Annotated in this window: 19 protein-coding genes; 8 read left to right on the plus strand and 11 right to left on the minus strand. The window is 65.3% G+C overall.

The annotated features are described in order from the left end of the window. Positions 1–83 precede the first annotated feature (83 nt). On the minus strand, positions 84–2,060 hold the full coding sequence (cysN, locus tag NMB96_RS00325) for a sulfate adenylyltransferase subunit CysN (RefSeq protein WP_255085882.1): 1,977 nt from the start codon (positions 2,058–2,060) through the stop codon (positions 84–86). Then, entirely contained in the window at positions 2,060–2,968 is a 909-nt protein-coding gene (gene cysD, locus NMB96_RS00330) for a sulfate adenylyltransferase subunit CysD (RefSeq protein ID WP_023904950.1), read from the minus strand. The genes cysN and cysD overlap by 1 nt, the downstream gene beginning before the upstream one ends. Before the next feature lie 178 nt (positions 2,969–3,146). On the opposite strand from cysD, the gene NMB96_RS00335 reads away from it, so the two are divergent. From NMB96_RS00335 to NMB96_RS00345, 3 genes are all read left to right on the plus strand, one after another. Further along, complete coding sequence (locus NMB96_RS00335) at positions 3,147–4,994, plus strand: assimilatory sulfite reductase (NADPH) flavoprotein subunit (protein ID WP_183086673.1); 1,848 nt, start codon at positions 3,147–3,149, stop codon at positions 4,992–4,994. Between the two features lie 123 nt (positions 4,995–5,117). Then, positions 5,118–6,824, plus strand: a complete 1,707-nt coding sequence (gene cysI / locus NMB96_RS00340; protein WP_043889399.1) for an assimilatory sulfite reductase (NADPH) hemoprotein subunit — start codon at positions 5,118–5,120, stop codon at positions 6,822–6,824. Then, a complete protein-coding gene (locus NMB96_RS00345) occupies positions 6,821–7,546 on the plus strand; it encodes a phosphoadenylyl-sulfate reductase (RefSeq protein ID WP_023904953.1) in 726 nt (241 codons plus the stop codon). The genes cysI and NMB96_RS00345 overlap by 4 nt, the downstream gene beginning before the upstream one ends. A gap of 137 nt (positions 7,547–7,683) precedes the next feature. Here NMB96_RS00345 and NMB96_RS00350 read toward each other — a convergent pair whose 3' ends face one another. From NMB96_RS00350 to NMB96_RS00360, 3 genes are all read right to left on the minus strand, one after another. Then, on the minus strand, positions 7,684–9,390 hold the full coding sequence (locus NMB96_RS00350) for a PepSY-associated TM helix domain-containing protein (RefSeq protein ID WP_255085883.1): 1,707 nt from the start codon (positions 9,388–9,390) through the stop codon (positions 7,684–7,686). Further along, positions 9,390–11,390, minus strand: coding sequence for a TonB-dependent receptor (locus NMB96_RS00355; protein WP_183086789.1), 2,001 nt, complete (start codon positions 11,388–11,390; stop codon positions 9,390–9,392). The genes NMB96_RS00350 and NMB96_RS00355 overlap by 1 nt, the downstream gene beginning before the upstream one ends. 195 nt (positions 11,391–11,585) lie before the next feature. Continuing rightward, a complete protein-coding gene (locus tag NMB96_RS00360; RefSeq protein WP_043889401.1) occupies positions 11,586–12,023 on the minus strand; it encodes a DUF2946 family protein in 438 nt (145 codons plus the stop codon). A 293-nt stretch (positions 12,024–12,316) separates the two neighbouring features. Between NMB96_RS00360 and NMB96_RS00365 the strand changes: the two genes are divergently transcribed. Beyond that, entirely contained in the window at positions 12,317–13,510 is a 1,194-nt protein-coding gene (locus NMB96_RS00365) for a sensor histidine kinase (RefSeq protein WP_043889402.1), read from the plus strand. A gap of 462 nt (positions 13,511–13,972) precedes the next feature. Here NMB96_RS00365 and NMB96_RS00370 read toward each other — a convergent pair whose 3' ends face one another. After that, the gene (locus NMB96_RS00370; RefSeq protein WP_043889865.1) at positions 13,973–14,254 is read right to left on the minus strand and encodes a hypothetical protein; all 282 of its coding nucleotides are present in this window, start codon (positions 14,252–14,254) and stop codon (positions 13,973–13,975) included. An 847-nt stretch (positions 14,255–15,101) separates the two neighbouring features. Next, the gene (locus NMB96_RS00375) at positions 15,102–16,085 is read right to left on the minus strand and encodes a LysR family transcriptional regulator (protein ID WP_006451421.1); all 984 of its coding nucleotides are present in this window, start codon (positions 16,083–16,085) and stop codon (positions 15,102–15,104) included. Positions 16,086–16,247: 162 nt separating this feature from the next. Between NMB96_RS00375 and cobA the strand changes: the two genes are divergently transcribed. From cobA to NMB96_RS00395, 4 genes are all read left to right on the plus strand, one after another. Continuing rightward, positions 16,248–17,456, plus strand: a complete 1,209-nt coding sequence (gene cobA, locus NMB96_RS00380; RefSeq protein WP_152025581.1) for a uroporphyrinogen-III C-methyltransferase — start codon at positions 16,248–16,250, stop codon at positions 17,454–17,456. Positions 17,457–17,472: 16 nt separating this feature from the next. Continuing rightward, positions 17,473–18,432: a cysteine synthase A gene (cysK, locus tag NMB96_RS00385; RefSeq protein WP_023904961.1), complete on the plus strand. Its 960-nt coding sequence runs from the start codon at positions 17,473–17,475 to the stop codon at positions 18,430–18,432. Positions 18,433–18,683: 251 nt separating this feature from the next. Further along, on the plus strand, positions 18,684–19,190 hold the full coding sequence (locus tag NMB96_RS00390) for a methyltransferase family protein (RefSeq protein WP_115040844.1): 507 nt from the start codon (positions 18,684–18,686) through the stop codon (positions 19,188–19,190). 208 nt (positions 19,191–19,398) lie between these two features. Further along, positions 19,399–19,938 (plus strand): O-acetyl-ADP-ribose deacetylase, encoded by a 540-nt coding sequence (locus tag NMB96_RS00395; RefSeq protein WP_205393882.1) that lies wholly within the window; start codon positions 19,399–19,401, stop codon positions 19,936–19,938. Positions 19,939–20,185: 247 nt separating this feature from the next. Here NMB96_RS00395 and NMB96_RS00400 read toward each other — a convergent pair whose 3' ends face one another. The 4 genes from NMB96_RS00400 to NMB96_RS00415 all read right to left on the minus strand — a co-directional run bounded on the left by NMB96_RS00400 (position 20,186) and on the right by NMB96_RS00415 (position 25,041). After that, a complete protein-coding gene (locus NMB96_RS00400; RefSeq protein WP_006451416.1) occupies positions 20,186–21,190 on the minus strand; it encodes a class I fructose-bisphosphate aldolase in 1,005 nt (334 codons plus the stop codon). A 350-nt stretch (positions 21,191–21,540) separates the two neighbouring features. Then, a complete protein-coding gene (gene pyk, locus NMB96_RS00405; protein WP_043889404.1) occupies positions 21,541–23,007 on the minus strand; it encodes a pyruvate kinase in 1,467 nt (488 codons plus the stop codon). Between the two features lie 208 nt (positions 23,008–23,215). Beyond that, a complete protein-coding gene (locus tag NMB96_RS00410; protein ID WP_255085886.1) occupies positions 23,216–23,869 on the minus strand; it encodes an HAD family hydrolase in 654 nt (217 codons plus the stop codon). Beyond that, positions 23,866–25,041, minus strand: a complete 1,176-nt coding sequence (locus NMB96_RS00415; protein ID WP_023904966.1) for a phosphoglycerate kinase — start codon at positions 25,039–25,041, stop codon at positions 23,866–23,868. The genes NMB96_RS00410 and NMB96_RS00415 overlap by 4 nt, the downstream gene beginning before the upstream one ends. Positions 25,042–25,231: the final 190 nt, after the last annotated feature.

Below are 25,231 nucleotides of genomic sequence, written 5' to 3' on the forward strand. Positions count from 1 at the left end.
GACCTAGCCGCCAGGGTGTTGACAGAAAGGCGTGCTTTGCACCATGACCAAAGACCCTTGCCGTCGTCAGCGCGATGCGCTGGTCAACGTTCCAGTTCAAGAAACTCGAGGACATGGCGCGCCAGCGCCTCTACATTCTCACCATCGGCGTGAAGATGGATCTCCGGCGCTTCCGGTGCCTCGTACGGCGAATCGATACCGGTGAAGTTGGGAATCTGCCCGGCCCGCGCCTTGCGGTACAAGCCCTTCACATCGCGCGCCTCGGCGACCTCGAGTGGAACGTCCACAAACACTTCGACGAATTCACCCTGGTCGAAGCGCTCGCGCGCCAGTTGCCGCTCGGCACGGAACGGCGAGATGAAGCTCACCAGCACGATCAGGCCGGCATCGGCCATCAAGCGCGCCACCTCGGCCACGCGGCGGATGTTTTCCACGCGGTCTTCGTCGGTGAAGCCCAGATCGCGGTTGAGCCCGTGGCGCACGTTGTCGCCGTCCAGGATGAAGGTGTGATAGCCCAGCGCATGCAGGCGCTTGTCGATCAGATTGGCAACGGTGGATTTGCCCGCGCCCGACAAGCCGGTGAACCACAGCACGCGCGGGGTCTGGCCCTTGATGCGCGCACGCGCGGCGCGATCCACATCCAGATGCTGCCAGTGCACGTTGCCGGCGCGGCGCAGCGCGAACTCCAGCGTGCCGGCGGCCACCGTGGCATTGCTCTGCCGGTCGATCAGGATGAAACCGCCCAGCACGCGATTGCGCGCATACGGCGAGAACGCGATCGGCTCGTCCAACGCCAGATTGCAGTAGCCCACTTCGTTGAGCTCCAGCCGCTTGGCGGCCAGCCGCTCCTGCGTATTCACATCGACCTTGTGCTTGATCTCGCTGATGCTCGCGGTGACCGTGCGGGTGCCGATCTTGAGCCAGTACGGGCGGCCCGGCAGCAACGCGGCATCGTCCATCCACAGCAGGTGCGCGGCGAACTGGTCGGCCACTTCCGGCGGATCGTCGACCGCGGCAATGATGTCGCCACGGCTGATATCGATCTCCTCGCGCAAGGTCAGCGTGACCGCCTGGCCGGCGCGCGCGCTGTCCACCTCGCCGTTGGCATCCAGCACCGATGCCACCTGCGTGCGCCGCCCGGACGGCACCACCACCACGGCATCGCCAACCCGCACCTGCCCGGCCGCAATGGTGCCGGCATAGCCACGGAAATGCTGGTTGGGACGATTGACCCACTGCACCGGCAAGCGGAATCCGCTGCCCGCTTCCGGCGCCTCCAATTGCACGGTGTCGAGATGCTGCAGCAGATGCGGACCGCTGTACCACGGCATCCGCGCCGAGGCGCTGGACAGATTTTCGCCATCCAGTGCCGATAGCGGAATGCACTGCACATCGGCAATGCCCAGCTGCGCGGCCAGCACGCGATAGGCATCGGCGATCTCGGCGAAGACCTGTGCGTCGTAGTCCACCAGATCCATCTTGTTGACCGCCAGCACCACATGCCGGATGCCCAGCAACGACACGATGTAACTGTGCCGGCGCGTCTGCGCCAATAATCCCTTACGCGCATCCACCAGCACCACCGCGACATCGGCGGTGGATGCGCCGGTGGCCATATTGCGCGTGTACTGCTCGTGCCCGGGGCAATCGGCCACGATGAACTTGCGTTGGTCGGTATCGAAATAGCGATACGCCACATCGATGGTGATGCCCTGCTCGCGCTCGGCGGCCAGGCCATCCATCAACAACGCATAGTCGATGCCCTCGCCCTGCGTGCCGTGCCGGCGGCTATCGCTTTCCAGTGCCGCGAGCTGGTCGTCGAACAAGCGCTTGCTGTCGTACAACAAGCGCCCAATCAACGTGCTCTTGCCGTCATCCACGCTGCCACAGGTGATGAAGCGCAGCAGCGGCTTTGATTCGTGTTGATGCAGGTAGGCGCCGATGGCGCCGGGATTCGGGAGTGGGGAATGGGGATTGGCAAAGGCAGCTGCTTCCCCCGTTCCGTCCACGGCGAACCGCTGTTGCGAATCTTCAATCCCCACTCCCGAATCACTGCCCATCAGAAATACCCCTCAAGCTTTTTCTGCTCCATCGATGCACCCGGCGCATGATCGATCATGCGGCCCTGGCGCTCGGAGCTGGTGCTGACCAGCATCTCGGCGATCACCGCTTCCAGCGTGTCGGCGGTGGATTCGATCGCACCGGTCAGCGGATAGCAGCCCAGCGTGCGGAAGCGCACCGAGCGTAGTTGCGGCGTTTCGCCTGCGTGCAACGGCAGGCGATGGTCGTCGACCATGATCCACGCGCCGTCGCGCTCCACCACCGGGCGCGGTGCGGCGAAATACAGCGGCACCACCGGAATGCGTTCGCGGTAGATGTACAACCAGATATCCAGCTCGGTCCAGTTGGAGAGCGGAAACACGCGCACGCTTTCGCCCGGTTTAGTGCGCGCGTTGTAGAGATTCCACAACTCCGGGCGCTGGTTCTTGGGGTCCCAGCGATGACGTGCATTGCGGAACGAGAACACGCGCTCCTTGGCACGCGATTTCTCCTCGTCGCGGCGCGCGCCACCAATGGCCGCATCGAAGCCGCCCTGCTCCAGCGCCTGCTTCAGTCCCTGGGTTTTCATGATGTCGGTGTGCACCGCCGCGCCATGGCTGATCGGGCCGATGTCCTGGGCGATGCCGTCCGGGTTGATGTGCACGCGCAGGTCCACGCCGGTCTCGGCCGCACGGCGGTCGCGGAAGGCGATCATCTCGCCGAACTTCCAGCGCGTGTCCACGTGCAGCAGCGGAATCGGCGGCGGCGACGGCGCAAAGGCCTTGAGCAGCAGATGCAGCAGCACCGAACTGTCCTTGCCCACCGAATACAGCATCACCGGAGCCCGGAACTCGGCGGCGACTTCGCGCAGGATGTGGATGCTTTCGGCCTCGAGCCGGTCGAGGTGAGACAGGGGCTGCAGAGTCATCGGGGTGTCATGGCGTCGGCGGGCAGACCAGCCGATGGTAGGGCAAGGCGCCGCAGTGTGTGGCGCAGGCAGCCCGCACCCAAATAAGCGGCCGGCATAACGCGATAACGGCTCATCCTTTCTGGCCGCCGCAACGTTTCCATAACATCACTGGTCTCATCAACGCCCCCGGATCCAAATGACCGCCGCCAGTTCCGCGCTACCGCCCAGCCCCTTGCCCGACGAGCGCAAGGCGCTGCTGGAACGGTTGGTGGACGGCCTGGATTCTGCGTCACTGTGGTGGCTGTCTGGTTACACCGCCGGGCTGGCACAAGGCCAGCCGCCGCGCTCGCTCGCGGTCCTGCCGGGCGGGCAGCCCCACGCGATCGCGCAAGCGAGCCAGCGCCTGACCGTGCTGTATGGCAGCCAGACCGGCAATGCCCGCCGCGAAGCGGAGCAACTGGCCGCCGAGGCCGAGGCGGCGGGCTTGAGCGTGCGCTTGCTGCGCGCCGACACCTACCCCACCCGCGAGTTGGCCAGCGAACGCTTGTTGTATGTAGTGATCAGCACCCAGGGCGAAGGCGACCCGCCGGACGATGCGATCGGGCTGGTCGAATTTCTGGCCAGCCGGCGCGCGCCCAAGCTGCCCGAGCTCAAGTACGCGGTGCTGGGGCTGGGCGATTCCAGCTACGCGGATTTTTGCGGCATTGCACGCCGCATCGACGAGCGCCTGGCCGAACTCGGCGGCAGCCGTGTGCAGCCGCGTGGCGAAGCCGATCTGGATATCGACAGCGTCGCCGCACCCTGGCGTGCGCAGGCACTCACGCACGCACGCGAGCACCTCAAGAGTGGCCCGCCTTCGGCCACCATCACGCCATTGCGCAGCAGCGCGGCCGCAGCAGTGTGGTCGCCTCAGCACCCGTTCGCTGCAGAGGTGCTGGCCAACCAGATCATCAGCGGGCGCGACTTCAAGGGCCCGCAGTTTCGCGTCTATGCACTGCCCGGCAAGCGCGTGCGTCATCTGGAATTTTCGCTGGAAGGCAGCGGGCTGAGCTACGAGCCTGGCGATGCGCTGGGCATCCGTCATCGCAATCCGCCCGCACTGGTGGATGCAGTGCTGGAGACGCTGCGCCTGGATGGTCATGCCGCGGTCACCATCGGCGAAGAGACTCTGGCCTTGAACGAGTGGCTTGCCACCCGGCGCGAACTCACCAAGCTGTCGCGGCCGCTGCTGGCCGCACACGCCGAGCGTGCGCGCGCCGAGGAGCTGCAGACGCTGCTCACCCCGACCCAGACTGCCGGCCTGGCGTCGTTGCTCTCCGATCACCAGTTGATCGACGTGCTGCGACGCTGGCCGGCGGATTGGGACCATGGCAGCCTGCTGGCTGCCCTGCGTCCGCTCACCCCACGCTTGTACTCGATCGCCTCCAGCCGCAAGCGCGTGGGCGAGGAAGTGCACCTGGTCGTGGACGAACTCACCTACCAGGCGCACGGCCACGCGCATCTGGGCTCGGCCAGCGGCTTTCTTGCCGCCCTGCGCGAAGGTGACACCGCACCGGTCTATATCGAGCCGAACGAGCGCTTCCGCGTGCCGGCCGATCCGGACCGCGACATCCTGATGATCGGCCCGGGCACCGGCGTGGCGCCGTTCCGCGGCTTCGTGCAGGAACGCGCCGAAACCGGCGCCAAGGGCCGTAACTGGCTGTTCTTCGGCGCCCAGCATTTCAATACCGATTTCCTGTATCAGGCCGAATGGCAGCAGGCCTTGCAGCGCGGCGAACTGCATGCATTAGAAGTGGCGTTCTCGCGCGACCAGGCCGAAAAAATCTACGTGCAACACCGCCTGCGCGCACGCGGCGCCGAGGTCTACGCCTGGCTGCAAGGCGGCGCGCATGTGTATGTGTGCGGCGCCATTGGCATGGGTAAGGACGTGCACGCCGCCCTGCTCGACATCGTCGCCACCCACGGCGCACTCGATGCCGAAGCCGCAGCTGCGTATCTCACCCAGCTGCAGGTGGAGGGGCGGTATGCGCGCGATGTCTATTAGAGCCGGGATTGGGGAGTTGGGATTGGGGATTCGTAACGGCGGGCTCCCGAGGTCGTTGTGTTGTCGTCGTACTGCCTGCCTTGTTGTGTTGCCAATCCCCAATCACGAATGCCGAATCCCGTCATGAGCCATTCCGTCGAAGACATCAAATCCGAAAGCCGTCGTCTGCGCGGGTCGCTGGAACAGAGCCTGGCCGATGCGGTGACCGGTGCGTTGCGTGAGGACGATCAGACCCTGATCAAGTACCACGGCAGCTACCAGCAGGACGATCGCGATATCCGCGATGAGCGGCGTCGGCAGAAGCTCGAACCGGCGTATCAGTTCATGATCCGCACGCGCACGCCGGGCGGGGTGATCTCGCCCACGCAGTGGCTGGCCCTGGATAGCATCGCCACGCGGTATGCCAATCATTCGCTGCGCATCACCACGCGCCAGGCATTCCAGTTCCATGGCGTGATCAAGCGCGAACTCAAGGCGACCATGCAGGCGATCAATGCGACCTTGATCGATACGCTGGCTGCCTGCGGCGATGTCAATCGCAATGTGCAAGTGGCAGCCAATCCGCTGCTGTCGCAGGCGCATGCCACGCTGTATGCCGATGCTGCGCGCGTGTCCGAGCATCTGCTGCCGAATACGCGCGCGTACTACGAAATTTGGCTGGACGAAGAGCGCGTCTACGGATCCGGCAGCGAAGAAGAACCGATCTACGGCGACCGGTACCTGCCACGTAAGTTCAAGATCGGCTTCGCCGCGCCGCCGCTCAACGATGTGGACGTGTTCGCCAACGATCTGGGCTTTATCGCCATCCTGCGCGAGGGCCAATTGCTCGGCTACAACGTCAGCATCGGCGGCGGCATGGGCGCCAGCCATGGCGATGCGGAGACCTGGCCGCGCGTGGCCAATGTCATTGGGTTTGTCACCCGCGATCAGTTACTGGATCTCGCAACCGCCGTGGTCACCACCCAGCGCGACTTCGGCAACCGTGCAGTGCGCAAACGCGCACGCTTCAAGTACACCATCGACGATCATGGTCTGGACACCATCGTGGCCGAGATCGAACGCCGCGCCGGTTTCGCGCTGCAGCCGGCGCAGCGGTTCGCCTTCGAGCACAACGGCGATCGCTACGGCTGGGTCGAAGGCGAAGACGGGCTGTGGCATCTGACTCTCTCGCTGCCGGCCGGGCGCATCGCCGATACCGAGGCCGCTGCGCACCTGAGCGGCCTGCGTGCGATTGCGCAATTGAACGTCGGCGAATTTCGCATGACGCCCAACCAGAATCTGGTCATCGCCGGTGTGCTGGCCAGCGAGCGCGCGCGCGTCGATGCCTTGGTTGCGCAGTACGGTCTGGATGCCGGCGATCGCGCGCCCACCGCACTGGCACGCGGCGCGATGGCCTGTGTGTCGCTGCCCACCTGCGGCCTGGCGATGGCCGAGGCCGAGCGGTATCTGCCCGACTTCAGCGCGGCCTTGCAACCGCTGCTGGAACAACACGGACTGGCCGACACCCCGATCGTGCTGCGCCTGTCCGGTTGCCCCAACGGCTGCTCGCGCCCGTATCTGGCCGAGATCGCGTTGGTGGGCAAGGCACCCGGCCGCTACAACCTGATGCTGGGCGGCGATCGCCGTGGCCAGCGTCTGAACACGCTGTATCGCGAGAACATCACCGAAGCGGACATCCTCGCCGCACTCGAACCGCTGCTGGCGCGCTATGCGGCCGAACGCGACCAGGCCGGCGACGAAGGCTTCGGCGACTTTCTGCATCGCAGCGGCCTGATCGCCCTGCCGCCCTACCCCACCCACCGTCACCTCGACCTGGAATTGCTCGCATGACCGCGCTGCCTGCTGCATCGATCGCACCTTCCGCGCTGGACGACCTGGATGCGCTCAACGCGCAGCTGGAAGGCCTGCGTGCCGACGAGCGCGTGGCCTGGGCACTGCAACACGGCCCGCAGGACGCAGCGCTGTCGTCCAGTTTCGGCGCGCAGTCGGCAGTCACCCTGCACCTGCTCACCCAGCAGCGCCCGGACATTCCGGTGATCCTGATCGACACCGGTTACCTGTTCCCGGAAACCTACCGGTTTGCCGACGCGCTGGCCGACCGGCTCAAGCTCAATCTCAAGGTGTATCGCCCGTTGGTCAGCCGTGCCTGGATGGAAGCGCGCCACGGTCGCCTGTGGGAACAGGGCATGGTCGGCATCGACCAGTACAACAACCTGCGCAAGGTCGAGCCGATGCGGCGCGCATTGGACGAGCTCAATGTGGGCACCTGGTTCACCGGCCTGCGCCGCAGCCAGTCCGGCGGCCGCGCGCAGACACCGATCGTGCAAAAGCGCGGCGAGCGCTACAAAGTCAGCCCGATCGCCGACTGGACCGATCGCGACGTGTGGCAATACCTGCAGGCGCACGATCTGCCGTATCACCCACTGTGGGAGCAAGGCTACGTGTCGATCGGCGACTTCCACACCACGCGCCGCTGGGAGCCGGGTATGCGCGAAGAAGACACGCGTTTCTTCGGATTGAAGCGCGAGTGCGGCATTCACGAGGACATCTGAGCACTACACCACGTCGTCATTTCTTCGCGGAATTTTCAAGCGCTGCGGCGCGCTGAATGTTTCTGCTGGCCATCCCAAGAAGTAAGGCCTCGCCGCAGCGAATGCTCAGCACGATGCAGCCGCAGACACGCCGACCCTCATGGCGCTGCGACGCCAGTTTGATCGCGCTGCATCCAGTAACGATCGAACAGCCACATCAGCAGCAACGATACCCCGACCAACGGGAAAATCAGCCCGCAGATCACCAGCAGCACCATCAGACCGCGCAACGTGCGCGGATCGACCGGTAGCGGCGGCACACCCAGCCCGCCGAGCGGGCGACGCTTCCACCACATCACCGCAGCGCTCACGCACAACAGCACGATCGCAGCGCACGCCAGCAACAAAATCAACTGATTGGCCGTGCCGTATTGCTGGCCCAGGTGCACGTTGATGCCCCATTCCAGCGCGCGCCCTATCGGCCCGTAATCGCGATAGGTCATGTCCAGCAACACCGCACCGCTGTACTGATCCAGATGGATCACGCGCTGCCGTTGCAGGTCGGCCGGATACACCGAGGCGGTGTACACGCCAGTGGCGCCACGCGGCGGCGAGATGCTGTAGCCCGGCACGATGCCGAGCGCATCGAAGCGCGCCATCGCCGCATCCAGCCCTATCGCAGCATGACCGGGCGTAGCGACGCTGCCGGTGCCGCCGTGGGCTGCATGTTCCGACTGGCTTGGGTGTTCGGAGTGCTCCGGGTGTCCCAAGTATTGCGAGTGCGCTATGTGCGCTATGTGCTCCAGATGTTCTGCATGAGCAGGATGGAAGTTAGCCACTCTCCCCTCTGGGCGATCAGGCACCGCTTGCGCACTACTGGCGCGCGAGCCTTGGAGCGCCCGCGCTGCTGGCGCGGGCCGGGGCGCGGAGCGGGGGTTGGAGTGCGGGTCGACCGCACGCACCGCATCCGCCTGCGGCACACGCACCCGCCCGTCATGCAAGCCCTCATCCACCCCCACGGCTCCACGCCCAGGCACAACAGACTCCGGCACCCGCGCCTGCCGCAACGACCATGCCGGATCGGTCGTCTCGGTCAACCGCTGCTGCGACATCGGCTGCTGCACCCGCAGCCCAGCCGGATACCCGAAATCATGCCCATTGACCCAGCGATTGACCTGCGCGCCCCACAACCACGACCACGGCATGCCGGTCAGCGCCAGGAACAGCAACACTGCGCCCACACTCGCCCCGGTAACCGCATGCAGATCGCGCCAGAACAGCCGTTGCGCCGGCTTGCCGCGCACGCTCACCACCCCGCCGCGGCGCCCGCGCGGCCACCACAGATACACACCGGTCAGCACCAGCACGATCGCCCAGCCGGCCGCCATTTCGATCAACCCGCGCGCAAACGGCCCGATCAACTCCAGGCTGTGCAGCCGACGAATCGTCCAGGCCAGGGTGCCATGCTCGGGCAGCGTGCCGAGCACGCGTGCCCGATACGGATCGACATAGACCACTTGCCGCATGCCGTGCGCATCGACCAGGCCGATCTCGGCGCTGGCATCGGCACGACTCGGCGTGGTGTAACGGAACAAGGTGCCGCCATCGCTGCGCTGCGCCGCATCGACCAGGTGCTGCGCAGACACGCGCAGCGCGCCCACCGGCACGACCTTCAACCCGTGGTGCACGCTACGATCGATCGCGTCCTGATACAGAAACGCTGCACCGGTCAGCGCCAGCCAGATGATGAAAGGCAGCACCAGCAAGCCGGCATAGAAATGCCAGCGCCATACCGCGCGATAGAAGCGCCAGCGGCTGTCCTGACGCAGCCCGGCACCAGCACCCTGAGCAGTCGATACGCGCATCAGAAGCTCCAATCCCACGACAGCGACAACGCACGCCCATCGCCCGGCGAATAACCGGAACTTCCGGTGTCGTACCACGCGTACACATACGCACGATCGGTCACGTTGCGCAGCTGCAGGCTGAGCGCATTGCGCGCATCCACGTTCCAGCGCGCGCCCAGATTGAGCAGCGCGTAACCACCGGTGCGGCCCAGCGTATTGCTGCGCTCCAGATAATAATCGCCTTGCGCATTGCCCCAGGCGCTCAGCTGCACGGCAGAAGTGAGCTGCCACTCCAGCCCGGCAGTCGCCAACCAGTGCGGCACGTTTTCGATCTCCTTGCCGCGCGTGGCCGGCGCGCTCGGGTCGGGCGTGGCGATGCTCGCCTTCTGCCGCGAATACGACAGCCAGGCACGCCAGTGTTCGGCCGGCTGCAGATTCAGTTGCGCATCCCAGCCGCGCCGCAGCGTGCGCCCCACGTTGGCCACATCGCCGACACCGGCCACGCCGTTCACTCCCAGAATGGTGGCGACTTCACCGGAGGCGCGCTGTTCCCAATACGCCAGGCGCCCGTCCATTACAGCCGATGGAGCGAACTTGAACCCGGCCTCCCAGCCGTCGTTGATCGATGGACCCAGGTTGCCGGGCTGGCGACGATACGCACCGTCGCCGCTGCCGATCTGGAAGCTGCGCCCCCAGTTCGCGTACACGCTGCTTTGCCCGGCCAGCCGATAGCTGGCGCTGAACTTGGGCTGCTTGATGGTGCCGTAGTCGTAGGTGGGCGCGTAAATGCCGGCGCGCACATCGTGTAGCTGCCCATCGACGCGGTCGATGCGATAGCCCGGCACCAGTTGCAGGCGCTCGATCGGTGTCAGCACTGCCTGCACGTAGGCACCCTGAGTGCGCAGGTCGTAATCCCAATCGCGCAATTGCGCACCGCGCACGCGCGCCACGGTGCGGTAACGCTGCGACTGGTTGTCCTGCCACTGCGCATCCACGCCGGCTTCCAGGTTGGCGCTCAGCGCGCCCCAATCCGGCTGCCAGTTGCCACGCAGCAGCAGCCCGCGATGGGTTTCGTCGGTATCGCGTTCCTGCTGCAGGCCGGCTGCGGAAAACCGCACCCAGCGTCGATTGCGATAGTCGTTCTGGTAGGCCTTCGCGCTCCACTGCGCATCGGCGCCCAGCGTGCCGTCCGCATGCAACGCGGTCTGCCGCACCTGCCGTTCGCTGCGATCGTCCTGCGCATAACCCGGCGAACTACGCGGCGCCGTACGCGCGCTGGCTGCATCCAGATAGCCCGCTTCCAGCGCATGATTGTCGTAGTAACGCGTGGTGAGCCCGGCACGGAACGCACCATCCGGGTCGGTGTAGAACCACTTGCCGGCCACGCTGCGCTTGCGCGCGTCGGCATGGTCGCGATAGCCATCGGAATCGCGCCACGCCAGTACATAGTTCTGGCTCCATGCGCCATGTTCGAAGCCCTTGCCCAGCTGCACCTCGCGCGCACCGAAGCTGCCGCCCGTCACGCTCAAACGGCCATCGTTACCGCCGGTGCGGGTCAGCACGTCCACGCTGCCGGCAATCGCATTCAGACCGTAGCGTGCGTCGTTGGTACCGCGCACGATCTCGATCGCGCTGATGTCCTGCGGAAACACCGCATCCAGATACGGCATGCCACCGGCATTGTCGTTGCTGGGGATGCCGTCGATCAGCAGCTTCACCGCATTGATCCGTCCCTCGCCATTGAAACCACGGAACGAGAACCGCCCCGCATCGGTGCCCATGCGGAACTGGGTGACCTGCACACCCGGCGCGCGCATCAGCAGCTCCCAGCTGTAATCCACGTGTTGATCGTGCAGCAGCTCGCCGCCGATCACATCCACCGAACTCAGCACGCGCGCCGTGTTCGGGTTGCGCTGGGTCTGGCTCACCTGCACCTTGCCCAGCGTCAACGCCGCATCCTGTGCCTGCACCTGGCAGGCAGGCCACCACACCAACGCCAACGACGGCGCATACCACATCGTTTTCAAGAACCGCAGACGCATGACCAACCCTTCGCCGTGCCGGCACGGCAACACCGCCGTGCGCCGCGGCATAGCAGCGGGCACAGGCATCACTTCAGGAAAGCGGGCCGTCCATGCAGCGGCAGGCGGGCACGCCGGAAGACCAGGCGTGCAATCAGCACAACGCAGCGGACGCCCGCGATGGGGCCAGACTCACGCGTGCAGCGGCGGCCCACGTGCCCCGAGTGCGGCCCAGCGCACGACCGACCACGCCCGTGCATGGGTGTGCATGGGCGCCGGCGCCGACCGGAGTTGCAGCAGACACAGCACCAGCAGCGCCAGCCACGGCAGCAGGCGCGCAGCCAGCACGCAGTAATCGCAAGCTTCGCCGTGCATGCCGGCAGCGTGTTCGCCGGTTTGCGGCTTGGCTGGCGACGCAGCGCTGTCGTGATGATGCGCGGCAGTCTGCGCCGGCATGGCCTGGTGGCCTGTGTGCAACGACCCGCCTGCGTCCAATGCCGGCCCGCTCATGCACATCGGTTCGACCGACTGCGCCTGGCTCCAACGGCTGATCAGCGGCGCCACCAGCATCAGCGCCACCGCCAGACAGGCAAGCAGGTGCAGCCAACGGTGATGACGGAACGAACGCATCGCGCGAGTGTAAGCCGCCGCCTGCCGCGCGGCGATGCTTGCGGCCGGTGCGCGACCGGATGTCGCACCCTGATGTCGCATCCTTGAGTCGTCGCCCCCCCCCTCGTACTGATCGTTGCTCCGCCGCAACACACCGCGCAATCTGCATCACGACATCGCAAACAAACCAAAACGCCACCCCTCCACTGTCGAGGCCGGCAGTCACAGTTCCATCCACAAGCGTGATCGCACCCACATGCCAGCCCCTGCCATGCCCTATGCTTGTCGCTCTATTCCATTCATCCTGCGCGCGCATGAGCGTCTTGTTCGATCCAGCGGCTGAGCCCTTTCCCTGCGCGCCCAAACCCGCGAGCGAAGCGTTGCGCCTCCAGGCGCTGCGCAGCTACGGCATTCTCGATACGCCGCGCGAGGCGGCATTCGAAGACATCACCAAATTGGCCTCGATCATCTGCCAGACCCCGATCGCGCTGATCAGCCTGGTGGATGCCGACCGCCAATGGTTCAAGAGCGAGCGCGGCATGGGCGAGCGCGAGACGCCGCTGTTCAAGTCGATGTGCGCGCATGCGCTGCTCGACAACGACGTGCTGGTGGTGCCCGACACGCGCGAAGACATCCGCTTTGCACGCAACCCGCTGGTCACCGGCGAGGTGCCACTGCGGTTTTATGCAGGTGCGTTGCTCAAGACCAGCGAAGGCCTGCCGCTGGGCACGGTCTGCGTGCTGGACCGGCAACCGCGTCAACTCACTGACGAACAGGTCGAAGCGCTGCGTGCACTGGCGCGCCAGACCATGGCGCAGCTGGAACTGCGCCGCGCGCTGCAGAACGCCGAAGAGTCCGACCGCTATCGCAGCCGGCTGATGGCGATCGCCGGGCACGACCTGAAAACTCCGCTACGCACTGCGGCCTATGCCATCGACAAGATGCGCCGGCACGCCAATGTCGATTCCGTTCCCACCCTGGTCACCGCACGCGATGCGATCGGCATGGTGGCACGCAGCCTCGACGAACTGGCCACACTGGCCGCCGCGAGCAAGAGCTCCACTCCGGATCTGCAGCCGCTGGCACTGGAAGACGTGCTGCACGCGGTCCTCGGCGTGTGGCGGCAGCCGGCGAGCGACAAATGCCTGGCCTTGCGCCACGTGCCCACTTCGCTGCGCGTGCGCAGCCACGCCACGCTGCTGACCACGCTGATCGGCAACCTGGTCGGCAACGCGGTCAAGTACACCGAACGCGGACGCGTGCTGGTCGGCGTGCGCCGCCGCCCCGGCTATGCCGAGGTAGAAATCATCGACAGCGGCATCGGCCTGAACCTGGACCACCCCGAACAGGTGTTCCAGGCGTTTCGCCAGGCCGACCCGAACAGCGAAGGGCTGGGCATCGGTCTATGGATCGTGCACCGCACCGCCGAAACCCTGGACTGCGAGGTGGATGTGCGCCCACGCCCGGCAGGCGGCACCTGTTTCTCGGTGCGCATCCCGCTGGCCTGAGCGCGGTAGGGCATCGCGCAAAAAAAAGGCGGACCCGGGCTCCCGACCCGGATCCGCCGCCAAGCACGCCAGGTCTCTCCCCAGGGACCCGGGTGCGCCAGCCGCGCCATCGCGCAGCCTCGCGCAATGGTGATGCGACAGCGCTGGCAACCTCTCGACGACACCGCCAAACAGACCGGCTATGCGATCACTGCATCGCCGGTCCTGCGCCGTCCACCCCTAGACGTCCGAAAGTGTCGCGTTATGGTTGCTATAAGGATTTACGACAGCGCAGCGCGCAACTTGATACGGGCCGATGACGCCGATCCGGCGGCCCTGACACGTGTAGGGAGAATCACTGACAGCGTGTTTTCGGGTTAGTGCGAGTCTGCGCGCAGGCTGTTGATCGCATTGAGATTTTTCGCAACCACGTACGTTGCAGTGCAGCATCCAGAGCAGTCACGCGTGCAACAGATGAGGCCGTCAAAGCTCAGGTTCGGCCGCATCCTGCCGCGCAAACCACTCGGCCGAATGCACCTCTTCGGCTGCGACCTCCAACAGCTGACGCAGCACCGCCAGTGGAATCTGCACCTGGGTGTCGCCGGCCTGCACTGCCACCCATAACGCTTCGTCGTGCGGGTCGGCCAGTACCGTCAGCAATGCATGCTCGCGGCCGTCGACGTTGGCCGACAGCTGCAACGACATGCCGCCGTCCTGGTCAGGCGACCACAGCCGGCTGAGAGGCGGACGCAGTGGCTCGGTCAATCGCTCGGTCATCGGTTGCAGCGCCTCACAGTGGCGAACGGGGATCGCGCGCGTAGCAAACCGGAATTGGTAGACACCACGTGCGGACCGCAGTGTACGAACAGTCCCTACCAATTCCGAACACTGACGCCAGCATGATGCAGTTGCTACGTGAACGTACTTTCGGCGTGTCTCATGCTGGTACGCGCGCAAGCGCCCTCAGTGACCGGAGCATTCGCGTAAAACTGGCAGGCGCCGTGAGCGGCGATAGTCGATGCGCGGTGCCGCATCCGGGAGCGGGACACGCCGCAAGTACGTCCATGTAGGCTCGGTGGCGGCATCCATGCCGCCACACGGTCCCGCACCCGGATACGGCACCACGCTTCCACTCTTTGCGGCTGCTGATGGGCAAGCAATGATTTCAGGTACGCATAATGCTTGCGGGTTCCACAGTCGATTTCTGCAGTCGATGTGGTTGGCATCAATCCATCGTTTCGCCATTGAAGGTCACGATACGAAGAAGGGCTACTTAACCAGTCGCCGCTTTTTCTTCAGCCACCGACAATATCCGGAGGTGCTTGCGCGCGTACCGGCGTGGGACCTTACGCGGCATGGATGCCGCGTAAGAGCCTACATGGACGTACTTGCGGCGTGTCCCACGCCGGTACGCGCGCAAGCGCCCCTCAGTGACCGAAGCACTCTCACAAAACCGGTAGACGGTGGCTGAGGAATTGGCCTATGTGCGGCCGCTGATCGGCAAGCAAGGCCTTCGCTTTTTCTTCAACCATCGACAACATCCGAAGCTACTTGCACGCATGCAGCCTTCGATAGCCGCTCAACCAACGCTCATGCGGCCGTCGCCAGCCGCTCAGCTGGTAATGGTCTGGGTCAGCGACTCCCAGGTCGGTGGCAGCGGCCAGTTCGGCGCCTGGTTGCCATCCAGCACACGGCGCAGATCGCGCTTGTCGATCTGCGGCGCCAGCACATGCACCAGATCCAGCGCGTAATCGCGCAGCACGCGGTCGCGCGGCAGCACCGCCCAGGCGATGCAATCGGCAATGGGCGCCGGCGCTGGCCAGGCGCGCAGATCCTCGTCGTTGGCGCTGACCGCCATCTCCGCCACCAGGCCAACGCCCAGGCCGGCACGCACATAGGTCTTGATCAGGTCCGCATCCAGCGCGGTCAGCGCGATGCTCGGCTCCAGCCCGACCTGCGCAAATGCCCGCTGCAACGACGAACCTGGCCGCGTGGACGACTCGTAACTGATCAACGGATATTGCGATAAGGCCTGCATGTCCGGCGCGGTGCGTGCCTGATCCAGCGGATGACCGCGCGGCACGATCACCAGCCGACGCCAGCGATACAGCGGCACCGCAATGCCGGCGCTCGGCTCGCCACCGGCGGTGCTGACCACCGCGATATCCGCATCGCCCTGGCTGAGCAGATCCAGCGCCGCGCTTTCGGCGGCCTGCTGCAGATGCACGCTCACCTGCGGGTAGGCGTGCTTGATCTGCGCCACCGCCGGCGGCAGCACGAAGCGCGCCTGGGTGTGGGTGGTGGTCAGGGTCAGCTGGCCCTGGCTCTCGCGGCGCTGGTTGGCCGCATAGGTGCGGATATTATTGGCTTCCGACAGCACCGAACGCGCACGCTCGATCACCTCCACGCCCGCCGGCGTGACCGCGTCCAGGCTGCGCCCCTTGCGCACGAACAACAGAAAGCCCAGTTCGTCCTCCAGCTGTTTGAGCTGCTTGGACAGACCGGGTTGGGTGGCATGCACACGCGCAGCGGCCAGCGTGATGTTCAGCTCGGCATCGGCGATGGCGACCAGATAACGAAGTTGGGTCAGCGTCATGGGCTTATATCCAAAAAAGCGCGAGGCGCCACAGGGACTCGACTGTAGAGGAGTTCTATGGGCCAGCTTATAACCGAACGCTATTTTCAGGATGTATGAAGTCATTTCCGACGGCTATATGCCGGCGTTACGGTCTGGCCCTCCCTTCTCGATGCCCCTGCCGTGCTCCCTGTGTTCCCGCTCATTGCCGACCTGCGTGGCCGTGCCGTCCTGGTGGTCGGCGGCGGCGCCGATGCCGAGCGCGCCACCGCCGGGCTGCTGCAGGCAGGCGCGCTGCCGTTGGTGGGTGCACCGGAACTCACCACCCCGCAACTGCGCGATTGGGCGCAGGGCGGGCAGCTGCGCTGGCTGGTGGGACGGTTCGACCCGGCATGGCTGGAACTGCCCGACCAACCGGTGTGGCTGAGCATCGCCGCCAGCGCGACAGCCGAACTCAACGATGCCCTACGCGCTGCAGCCACCGCGCGCCGCCTGCTCACGCACGACGCTACCCCGGCCGCTTCAGCAGCGACACCCGTAGCCTCGCCAACGCCCCGTACCGCAGTCGGCACGCTGTCCCCCGGCAGCGTGGCCCTGGTCGGCGCCGGCCCGGGCGATCCCGGCCTGCTCACCCGGCATGCCTTGCGCGCACTGCGCCAGGCCGATGTGCTGCTCTACGATCGCCTGGTCAGCCCGCAGATCCTGCAACTGGCCCGGCGCGACGCACTGCGCGTGGAAGTGGGCAAGGCCGCACAAGGCCACAGCACGCGCCAGGAGCAGATCCACGCGCTGATGCTCGAACATGCCCGCGCCGGGCGCCGCGTGGTGCGGCTGAAAGGCGGCGACCCGTTCGTGTTCGGCCGTGGCGGCGAGGAGCTGGAATTCCTGCGCGACCACGGCATCGCTTTTCAGGTCGTTCCTGGCATCACCGCTGCGATAGCTTGCGCCGCTTATGCCGGCATTCCGCTCACCCACCGCAACCACGCGCAATCGCTGCGGCTGATCACCGCGCACTGCAAGGATTCGCTGGACACGCTGGACTGGCAGGCGCTCGGCCAGGAACGCCAGACCCTGGCCTTCTACATGGGTGTGGCAGGCCTGGACAGCATCCAGCAACGCCTGTTGCAGGCCGGCCGCGCGCCCGCCACGCCATTCGCGCTGGTGGAAAACGGCTCGCGCCCGCAGCAACGCGTGATCACCGGCACCCTCGCCAGCCTGGCCGCCACCGCACAGCAGCACGCCGTTCGCGCACCGGCCTTGTTGATTCTGGGCGAAGTCGCCGGGCTGGCCGCCAGCCTGCACTGGTTCGGCGCACCGCCGTTGACCGCCCGGCTGCCCCCGCACTCACCCATCGCAACGCCCGACGCGCCCACACTCGCCCACGCAGCCTGATTCCGACGGAGACCCCATGGCCCTGTACGACAACATCCTCGACACCATCGGCCGTACCCCGGTGGTCAAGCTCCATCGCCTCGCGCCCGAGCACGTGACCCTGTACGTCAAGGTCGAGGCGTTCAATCCGGGCGGCTCGGTCAAGGACCGGCTGGCGCTGGCGATCGTCCTGGACGCCGAGCAGCGCGGCCTGCTCAAGCCCGGCGACACCATTGTCGAGGCCACCTCCGGCAATACCGGCGTGGCGCTGGCAATGGTGGCCGCCGCACGCGGCTACAAATTCGTCGCCACCATGGTGGAAACCTTCTCCATCGAGCGCCGCAAATTGATGCGCGCGTATGGCGCCAAGGTCATCCTGACACCGGCCGCCGAGCGCGGCAGCGGCATGGTGCGCAAGGCCAAGGAACTGGCCGAGCAGCACGGCTGGTTCCTGGCCAGCCAGTTCGCCAACCCGGCCAATCCGGCCTATCACCGCAACACCACTGCGGCCGAAATCCTGCGCGACTTCGCCGGCCACCGGCTGGACCATTTCGTCACCGGCTGGGGCACCGGCGGCACGCTCACCGGCGTGGGCGAAGTGCTGCGCGTGGCCCGCCCGGAAGTGCGCATCACCGCCACCGAGCCGGCTGGCGCCGCATTGCTGCAGGGCCAGGACTGGAAGCCGCACAAGATCCAGGGCTGGACCCCGGACTTCGTGCCGGAAGTGCTCAATCGCGATGTCGCGCATGAAGTCCTGAGCGTTGAAGACACTGATGCGATCACTGTGGCCCGTCGCCTGGCCGCCGAGGAAGGCATCTTCACCGGCATCTCCGGCGGCGCCACTGTCGCCACTGCATTGCGCGTAGCCGAAAGCGCGGTGCCCGGCGCCGTGGTGCTGGCGATGCTGCCCGATACCGGCGAGCGGTATTTTTCCACGCCGCTGTTCGCCGACATCAACGAAGGCTCCGACGACGATTGGCTTGCCGGTCTGCCCTGATCGTCGCGTTGTGTCTGCATACAAGGCCGCGCCCACAGCGCGGCCTTTTTGTTTGTGGTCAATCCAGTCATCGGCCTCGCCTTCCTCGGCATGCGATTGTGTCATGCGATCGCATGGTGCCGCAGATACCTCGGACATCGCCAAGCTTTGTAGATCGCTGCGTGCGGAGCAGCTCGCACTACGGCACCCGCGCACTCCCGTCCATGTCAAGGAAACGTTAGGATGGCGGCCGTGATGCAGGGAGAAACGTGGTGAACAACCGGCCGTACGGACACAGCGACACCCGCGCATCGCGGGCGCCATGGCTGGTCAAGATCACCTCGCCTGCTCACTTCGCGCTGGCACTGGGCCTGGGTGCCTGGCTGCAAAGCGCGTTGGATCTGCCATTACCTGCGCCAACCCTGTTGGCATGGATCGAACTGGCCGGCGGCGGCATCGCCGGTCTCGGGCTGGCGCTGGCGGTGAGCTGCTTCATCCTGTTCGCGCGCCAGCGCACCACCATCATGCCCAGCGGTCATCCCTCGCGGCTGGTGCTGGACGGCCCGTATCGCTTCACCCGCAACCCGATGTATCTGGCGCTGGTGCTGAGCTACATCGGCCTATGTCTGCAACTGGGGCTGCTATGGGCGGTTGCGTTGCTTCCGCTGCCATGGCTCGCCTTGCAGCTCTACGTCATCCCGTTCGAAGAAGCGCGTCTGCGCAGTGAATTCGGCCGCCATTACAGCGCCTATTGCGCGCGCGTGCGGCGCTGGCTGTAGCTCTCGATTGTCAGTGACATCTGCGTTGCGATTGATCCGATCGATCGTATTGGCACCTTCGCACAGTCGCTGCATGCCATCGATGCGTGCCATCGACATACGCGCGCCGGGCGGTCGCAGCAGGTGAGATGAATGGGCGATAGCGTGCCTATTCCGCAACGCGCGTCCCATCACGCGTTCCTCATGCAAATCCCTTAACTATCGCGCTATGAAGATCGAAGTCTGGCAAGGCGACATCACCGAACTCGACGTTGACGTCATCGTCAACGCCGCCAACGAATCGTTGTTGGGCGGCAGTGGCGTCGATGGGGCCATCCATCGTGCCGCCGGCCCGCGTTTGCTGGAAGCCTGCGAAGCATTGCCGCAAGTGCGTCCGGGCGTGCGCTGCCCGACCGGCGAAATCCGCATCACCGACGGCTTCGATCTGAAGGCACGCCATGTGTTCCATACCGTCGGCCCGGTGTGGCGCGACGGCAAGCACAACGAGCCGGAACAACTCGCCAATTGCTACTGGCAGTCACTGAAACTTGCCGAGCAGATGATGCTGCATTCGATCGCCTTTCCGGCGATCAGTTGCGGCATCTATGGATATCCGTTGTATCAGGCCGCACGTATCGCCGTGACCGAGACGCGCGACTGGCAGCGCTCGCACAAGGTGCCCAAGCATATTGTGCTGGTGGCCTACAACGAGGCGACCTTCAAGGCATATCAGCAGGCATTGGCCGCGCAGGAAACTGCGGCCGCCTGAGGCGCGATGCAAAGGTTGAAGTGACGAGCGCCGCGAGGCGCTCGTTGCGTTTTGACAAGGCGACTGACGTGCAACGCCATCACTGCCGCCGACAGACTTTCAACGACTTCAGTGCGGTATGACGGTGTAGCTTTGCACCGCGCCCGATCAGCGCTGTCGCTCCTGATCGGCAAATAAAAACGCCGGCATTGCTGCCGGCGTTTTTTCGTCTTATCGATGCGACGGCCTTGAAGCCGTCGTCAACCGATCAACCCTTCCACTTGCCGAGCGCGGCCAGACCGTTTTCCTTGGCGCGCTCATAGATGATCTGCTGCGCCTTGGCGAAGTTGCCGGTCATGTCCTTGGCCCACAGCTTCAGTGCAGCCTGCTGCATCGCACGGCCGTAGGAGAAGCTCAGCGGCCACGGCAGATTGCCGAGCTGGTGCATCTCGTTGAGGTGCGCGGTGGACTGCTCGTCGCTCTGGCCGCCGGACAGGAACACGATGCCCGGCAGGATCGCCGGCACGGTCGACTTCAGGCACATCACGGTGGACTCGGCCACTTCTTCGATGCCGGCCTGCTCTTCGCAGCCCTTGCCGGAGATGACCATCGAGGCCTTCAGGATGGTGCCTTCGAGCACGACATTCTGCTCATACAGTGCGCCGAACAGCGAACGCAGCGTGGCTTCGGTGACTTCGTAGCAGGTCTCGATGTCGTGGCTGCCGTCCATGATCACTTCCGGCTCGACCATCGGCACCAGGCCCTGCTCCTGGCACAGCGCGGCATACCGCGCCAGCGCATGCGAATTGGCCTCGATGCAGGTGCCGGACGGAATGTCTTCACCGATGTTGATGACCGCACGCCACTTGGCGAAACGCGCGCCCAGTGTGTAGTACTCCTCAAGCCGTGCACGCAGACCGTCCAAGCCTTCGGTGACCAGCTCGCCCGGCATGCCGGCCAGCGGCTGCGCGCCCTTGTCGACCTTGATGCCCGGAATGATGCCGTGGGCGGTCATGTACTCGGCGAACGGCACGCCGTCCTTGGTCTTCTGACGGATGGTCTCGTCGAACAGGATGGCGCCGGAGATGTAGTCGCTCAGCTTGGGCGTGGTCAGCAGCAGTTCGCGGTACGCGCGACGGTTTTCTTCGATGTTCTCGATGCCGACGCTGGCAAAACGCTTGGCGATCGTGCTGGTCGATTCGTCGATGGCGATGATGCCCTTGCCCGGGGCGACCATGGCCTGGGCGGTTTCGGCAAGCTGTTCGATGCTCATGTAGTTCCTGTGGCAGCTGCGGGGGAGAACGAAAGTATAGCGACGAAAGTCGCAGACATTCCTTCACGGAATGTCTGCAACCGATTACACGTGTCCTGCATGACAGGATGTGTGGCGCGGCGCGCATCGCGATGTGCACGCATGCCGACGATGCCGGTGGCCGCGCATCGGGCGGATGCGCGCATGGGTCTTGTCTGGCGTCTTGCATGCGCAAACGTTCCGCAACAAACCTCACCCGGACATGCCACACAGCACAACGGCGACCCGCAGGCCGCCGTTGTGTTTGTCCTCGCGATCACCATGCAGCGCGCGTTTCGCACGCGCGCTGTGTCATCACAAAACAGGCGTGACTACAGCTCGCCCAGTCCGCTGGCGCGGCCGTCTTCGCCCACTTCCAGCAGGCGCAAGGTATTGGTGGCGCCGTGGGTTTCCATATGCTCGCCGCTGGTGAATACCACGCGGTCGCCAGGCCCCATGCGCTCGTTCTCCACCAGCAGACGGATCGCCGCACGTGCGGCTTCGCGCGGGGTCAGGCCGCGGCTGTCGAAGCTGATCGGGAACACGCCACGCATCATCGCCATGTGGCGGCGCGCGCCATCGTGACGGGTGAAGGCGTAGATCGGCATGTTGGAGCGGAAGCGCGACAGGTAACGCGGCGTGCCGCCGGATTCGGTCAAGGCGACCACACCGGCCAGACCAATGTGCTCGGACAGGAACATGGTCGCCATCGCGATCGCCTGGTCGGCACGCTGCAGGTTGCGTTGCGCGGCTTCGAAGTCGGTGTCGAATTCGAACTGGCGCTCGGCACCCAGACAGATGCGCGCCATCGCTTCCACCGCACGCACCGGATAGGCACCGGCCGCGGTTTCGGCCGAGAGCATTACCGCATCGGTGCCGTCGATGACCGCATTGGCCACGTCCAGCACTTCGGCGCGGGTCGGGATCGGGCTTTCCACCATCGACTGCAGCATCTGCGTGGCGGTGATGACCACTTTGTTCTGCGCCAGCGATTCGCGGATGATCTTCTTCTGCAGGCCCGGCAATTCGGCATCGCCGATTTCCACCCCCAGATCGCCGCGCGCCACCATCACCACGTCGGAGGCTTCGACGATTTCGACCAGGTTCTCGATCGCTTCGGTGCGCTCGATCTTGGACACCAGCGCGGCATCGCAACCGTGCTGACGCGCGATACGCCGTGCATCGTTCATGTCTTCGGCATTACGGCAGAACGACACCGCGATGAAGTCCACACCGATCTTGGCGACGATGCCGATCAGTTCCTTGTCGCGCTCGGTCAGCGCGCCCAGCGACAAGCCACCGCCCTGCTTGTTCAAGCCCTTGCGATCGGACAACACGCCATCGTTGAGCACGGTGGTGACGATGCGCTGGCCCTGCACTTCGGTGACCTGCAGCTGCACCAGGCCATCGTCGAGCAGCAGCACATCGCCTGCGGCCACGTCCTGCGGCAGACCCAGGTAGCTGACGCCGACCTGATTCTGGTCGCCCGCAGGTGCATTGGGGTCGGCCACCAGGTCGAAGCGTGCGCCGGTGGTCAGCTTGATCTTGCCTTCGGCAAAGCGCTCGACGCGGATCTTCGGGCCGGGCAGGTCGGCCAGGATGCCGACCTCGGCACCGACACGTACTGCAGCGGCGCGTACTTCGGCCGCACGCTTGGCCTGGCCGGACGGATCGCCGTGGCTGAAATTGAGGCGCACCACGTTGACGCCCGCCTTGAACAAAGCGTCCAGCACACCGGGCGGATCCGTGGCCGGTCCGAGCGTTGCGAGGATCTTGGTGCGGCGTTGACGTTCTTTCATGATGGCCTCCCTGTAAAAGCCGCGAAACTTAACACACGCGTCACGTACCAAGGATGGCATTGCGGCATAGCCACCCTTGCATTCCGGCATGTCCTGAAGACAGTGCGGGACAGTACGTACGCTTTCCGCACCACGCTGACGCGCTGCGGGCTGAAACTGTGGGCTGCCACCCTAACGCGGCGGCGGTGAAGAACAGACTTTTCAAGCGTCAATGATTTGCGTCGATCAATGCATGCAACTCGGCCGGGTTGTGTGCGATCGCACCGGCACCGGCGGCGCGCAGTTCGGCTTCGTCGCCGAAGCCCCACAACACGCCGATGCTGTGGATACCGTGGTGAGTGGCGCCATCGATATCCATGCGGCGGTCGCCGATCATCACGCAGCCGGTTTTTTCGATCTGCAAACGGCGTAATGCTTCGGCGATCAGGTCCGGCTTGAAGCGGCGCTCGCCGTCTTCGCTGGCGCCGATCACGTTCTCGAAGCACGTACCGAAGGGCAGATGCTCGACGATACGGCGTGCGTAGCGCTCGTTCTTGGAGGTTACGACGGCCAGGCGATGGCCGGCGCGCTGCAAGTCGATGACGACCTCACCGATACCGTCGAACACGCTGAGTTCGGTCCAGCCCACCGCGTCGTAGCGCGCGCGGTAGGCGGCCAAGGTGCGCTGCACCAGCTCCGGATCATCCGGAAAGCACTCCGTGAAACTGTCGCGCAGCGGCGGGCCGATCCAGGCGCGCAGGGTCTGCGGCGACGGACGCGGCTGGCCCACCTCGTCGAAGGCATGCACGATGCTACCGACGATGCCCGGCTCCGAATCGACCAGGGTGCCGTCCAGATCGAAGAACAGCGTGGCTGCACTCACTTACCGCGCGCCTCGAGTGCGGCCACCGCCGGCAGGGTCTTACCTTCCAGGAACTCCAGGAACGCGCCGCCGCCGGTGGAGATGTAGGTGACGTCCTTGGCGATGTCGTACTTGTCCACGGCGGCCAGGGTGTCGCCACCACCGGCAATCGAGAATGCCCTGGAGCTGGCGATCGCACGCGCCAGGGTTTCGGTGCCGTGGCTGAAGGGCTCGAATTCGAACACGCCAACCGGCCCGTTCCACACCACGGTGCCGGCGCTGGCGATCAGCTCGGCGTAGCGCTTGGCGGTCTGCGGGCCGATATCCAGAATCAGATCGTCGGCCTCCACGGCATCGAGCGACTTCACGGTGGCCTGCGCATCGGGCAGGAACTGCTTGGCAACCACCACATCGGTGGGCAACGGAATCTCCGCGCCGCGCAGCTTGGCATCGGCCACGATCTGGTTGGCGGTGGGAATCAGGTCCGGCTCGTTCAAGGACTTGCCCACGTCATGGCCGGCTGCGGCGATGAAGGTGTTGGCGATGCCGCCACCGACGATCAGCTGGTCGACCTTGTTGACCAGGTTGGACAGCAGCTCCAGCTTGGTGGAGACCTTGCTGCCGGCCACGATCGCCAGCAGCGGCTTGGCCGGGTTGTCCAGCGCCTTGGCCAGCGCATCGAGTTCGGCCATCAGCAGCGGGCCGCCAGCGGCCACCGGGGCAAAACGGATCACCCCATGCGTGGAGGCCTGCGCGCGATGGGCGGTACCGAAGGCGTCCATGACGAACACATCGCATAGCGCGGCGTACTTGCGCGACAGGGTCTCGTCGTCCTTGCCCTCGCCGACATTCATGCGGCAATTTTCCAGCAGCACCACCTGGCCCGGCGCCACCTCGACCCCGTCGATCCAGTCACGCACCAGCGGCACGTCCACGCCCAGCAGCGCGCTCAAGCGCGCGGCCACCGGCGCCAGCGAATCTTCTTCGGTCCAGCTGCCTTCCTTGGGGCGGCCCAGGTGCGACGTCACCATCACTGCAGCGCCCTTTTCCAGCGCCAGCTTGATGGTGGGCACCGAGGCGGTGATGCGCTGTTCGGAGGTGATCTGGCCGTTGTCGATCGGCACGTTGAGATCCTGGCGGATCAGCACGCGCTTGCCGGAGAGATCGAGGTCGGTCATGCGGACAATGGACATGGGGTCAGCTCGCTAGGTCTGGGGATTCGGGAGAGGGGATTGGAGATTGGTAATGCAGGAGCGGGCTGCGGGCGCGCTGGATGCCATGCATTTGCAGACGCGTTGAAGCAGCAGCTGCACGCTGTCGTTGCGCCCGCGTGCGGATCGCAGGGGATCGCACATTGCCTGTCACGCATGTCGCTGCCAACAG

This window comes from Xanthomonas hortorum, assembly GCF_024339125.1.
In the GTDB taxonomy this organism is placed as follows: domain Bacteria; phylum Pseudomonadota; class Gammaproteobacteria; order Xanthomonadales; family Xanthomonadaceae; genus Xanthomonas; species Xanthomonas hortorum.

What these genes read in the sequence shown, in the direction of transcription:
- cysN (WP_255085882.1), bottom strand. Translation starts at nt 2,060, where the DNA reads ATGGGCAGTGATTCGGGAGTGGGGATTGAAGATTCGCAACAGCGGTTC.
- cysD (WP_023904950.1), bottom strand. Translation starts at nt 2,968, where the DNA reads ATGACTCTGCAGCCCCTGTCTCACCTCGACCGGCTCGAGGCCGAAAGC.
- NMB96_RS00335 (WP_183086673.1), top strand. Translation starts at nt 3,147, where the DNA reads ATGACCGCCGCCAGTTCCGCGCTACCGCCCAGCCCCTTGCCCGACGAG.
- cysI (WP_043889399.1), top strand. Translation starts at nt 5,118, where the DNA reads ATGAGCCATTCCGTCGAAGACATCAAATCCGAAAGCCGTCGTCTGCGC.
- NMB96_RS00345 (WP_023904953.1), top strand. Translation starts at nt 6,821, where the DNA reads ATGACCGCGCTGCCTGCTGCATCGATCGCACCTTCCGCGCTGGACGAC.
- NMB96_RS00350 (WP_255085883.1), bottom strand. Translation starts at nt 9,390, where the DNA reads ATGCGCGTATCGACTGCTCAGGGTGCTGGTGCCGGGCTGCGTCAGGAC.
- NMB96_RS00355 (WP_183086789.1), bottom strand. Translation starts at nt 11,390, where the DNA reads ATGTGGTATGCGCCGTCGTTGGCGTTGGTGTGGTGGCCTGCCTGCCAG.
- NMB96_RS00360 (WP_043889401.1), bottom strand. Translation starts at nt 12,023, where the DNA reads ATGCGTTCGTTCCGTCATCACCGTTGGCTGCACCTGCTTGCCTGTCTG.
- NMB96_RS00365 (WP_043889402.1), top strand. Translation starts at nt 12,317, where the DNA reads ATGAGCGTCTTGTTCGATCCAGCGGCTGAGCCCTTTCCCTGCGCGCCC.
- NMB96_RS00375 (WP_006451421.1), bottom strand. Translation starts at nt 16,085, where the DNA reads ATGACGCTGACCCAACTTCGTTATCTGGTCGCCATCGCCGATGCCGAG.
- cysK (WP_023904961.1), top strand. Translation starts at nt 17,473, where the DNA reads ATGGCCCTGTACGACAACATCCTCGACACCATCGGCCGTACCCCGGTG.
- NMB96_RS00395 (WP_205393882.1), top strand. Translation starts at nt 19,399, where the DNA reads ATGAAGATCGAAGTCTGGCAAGGCGACATCACCGAACTCGACGTTGAC.
- NMB96_RS00400 (WP_006451416.1), bottom strand. Translation starts at nt 21,190, where the DNA reads ATGAGCATCGAACAGCTTGCCGAAACCGCCCAGGCCATGGTCGCCCCG.
- pyk (WP_043889404.1), bottom strand. Translation starts at nt 23,007, where the DNA reads ATGAAAGAACGTCAACGCCGCACCAAGATCCTCGCAACGCTCGGACCG.
- NMB96_RS00415 (WP_023904966.1), bottom strand. Translation starts at nt 25,041, where the DNA reads ATGTCCATTGTCCGCATGACCGACCTCGATCTCTCCGGCAAGCGCGTG.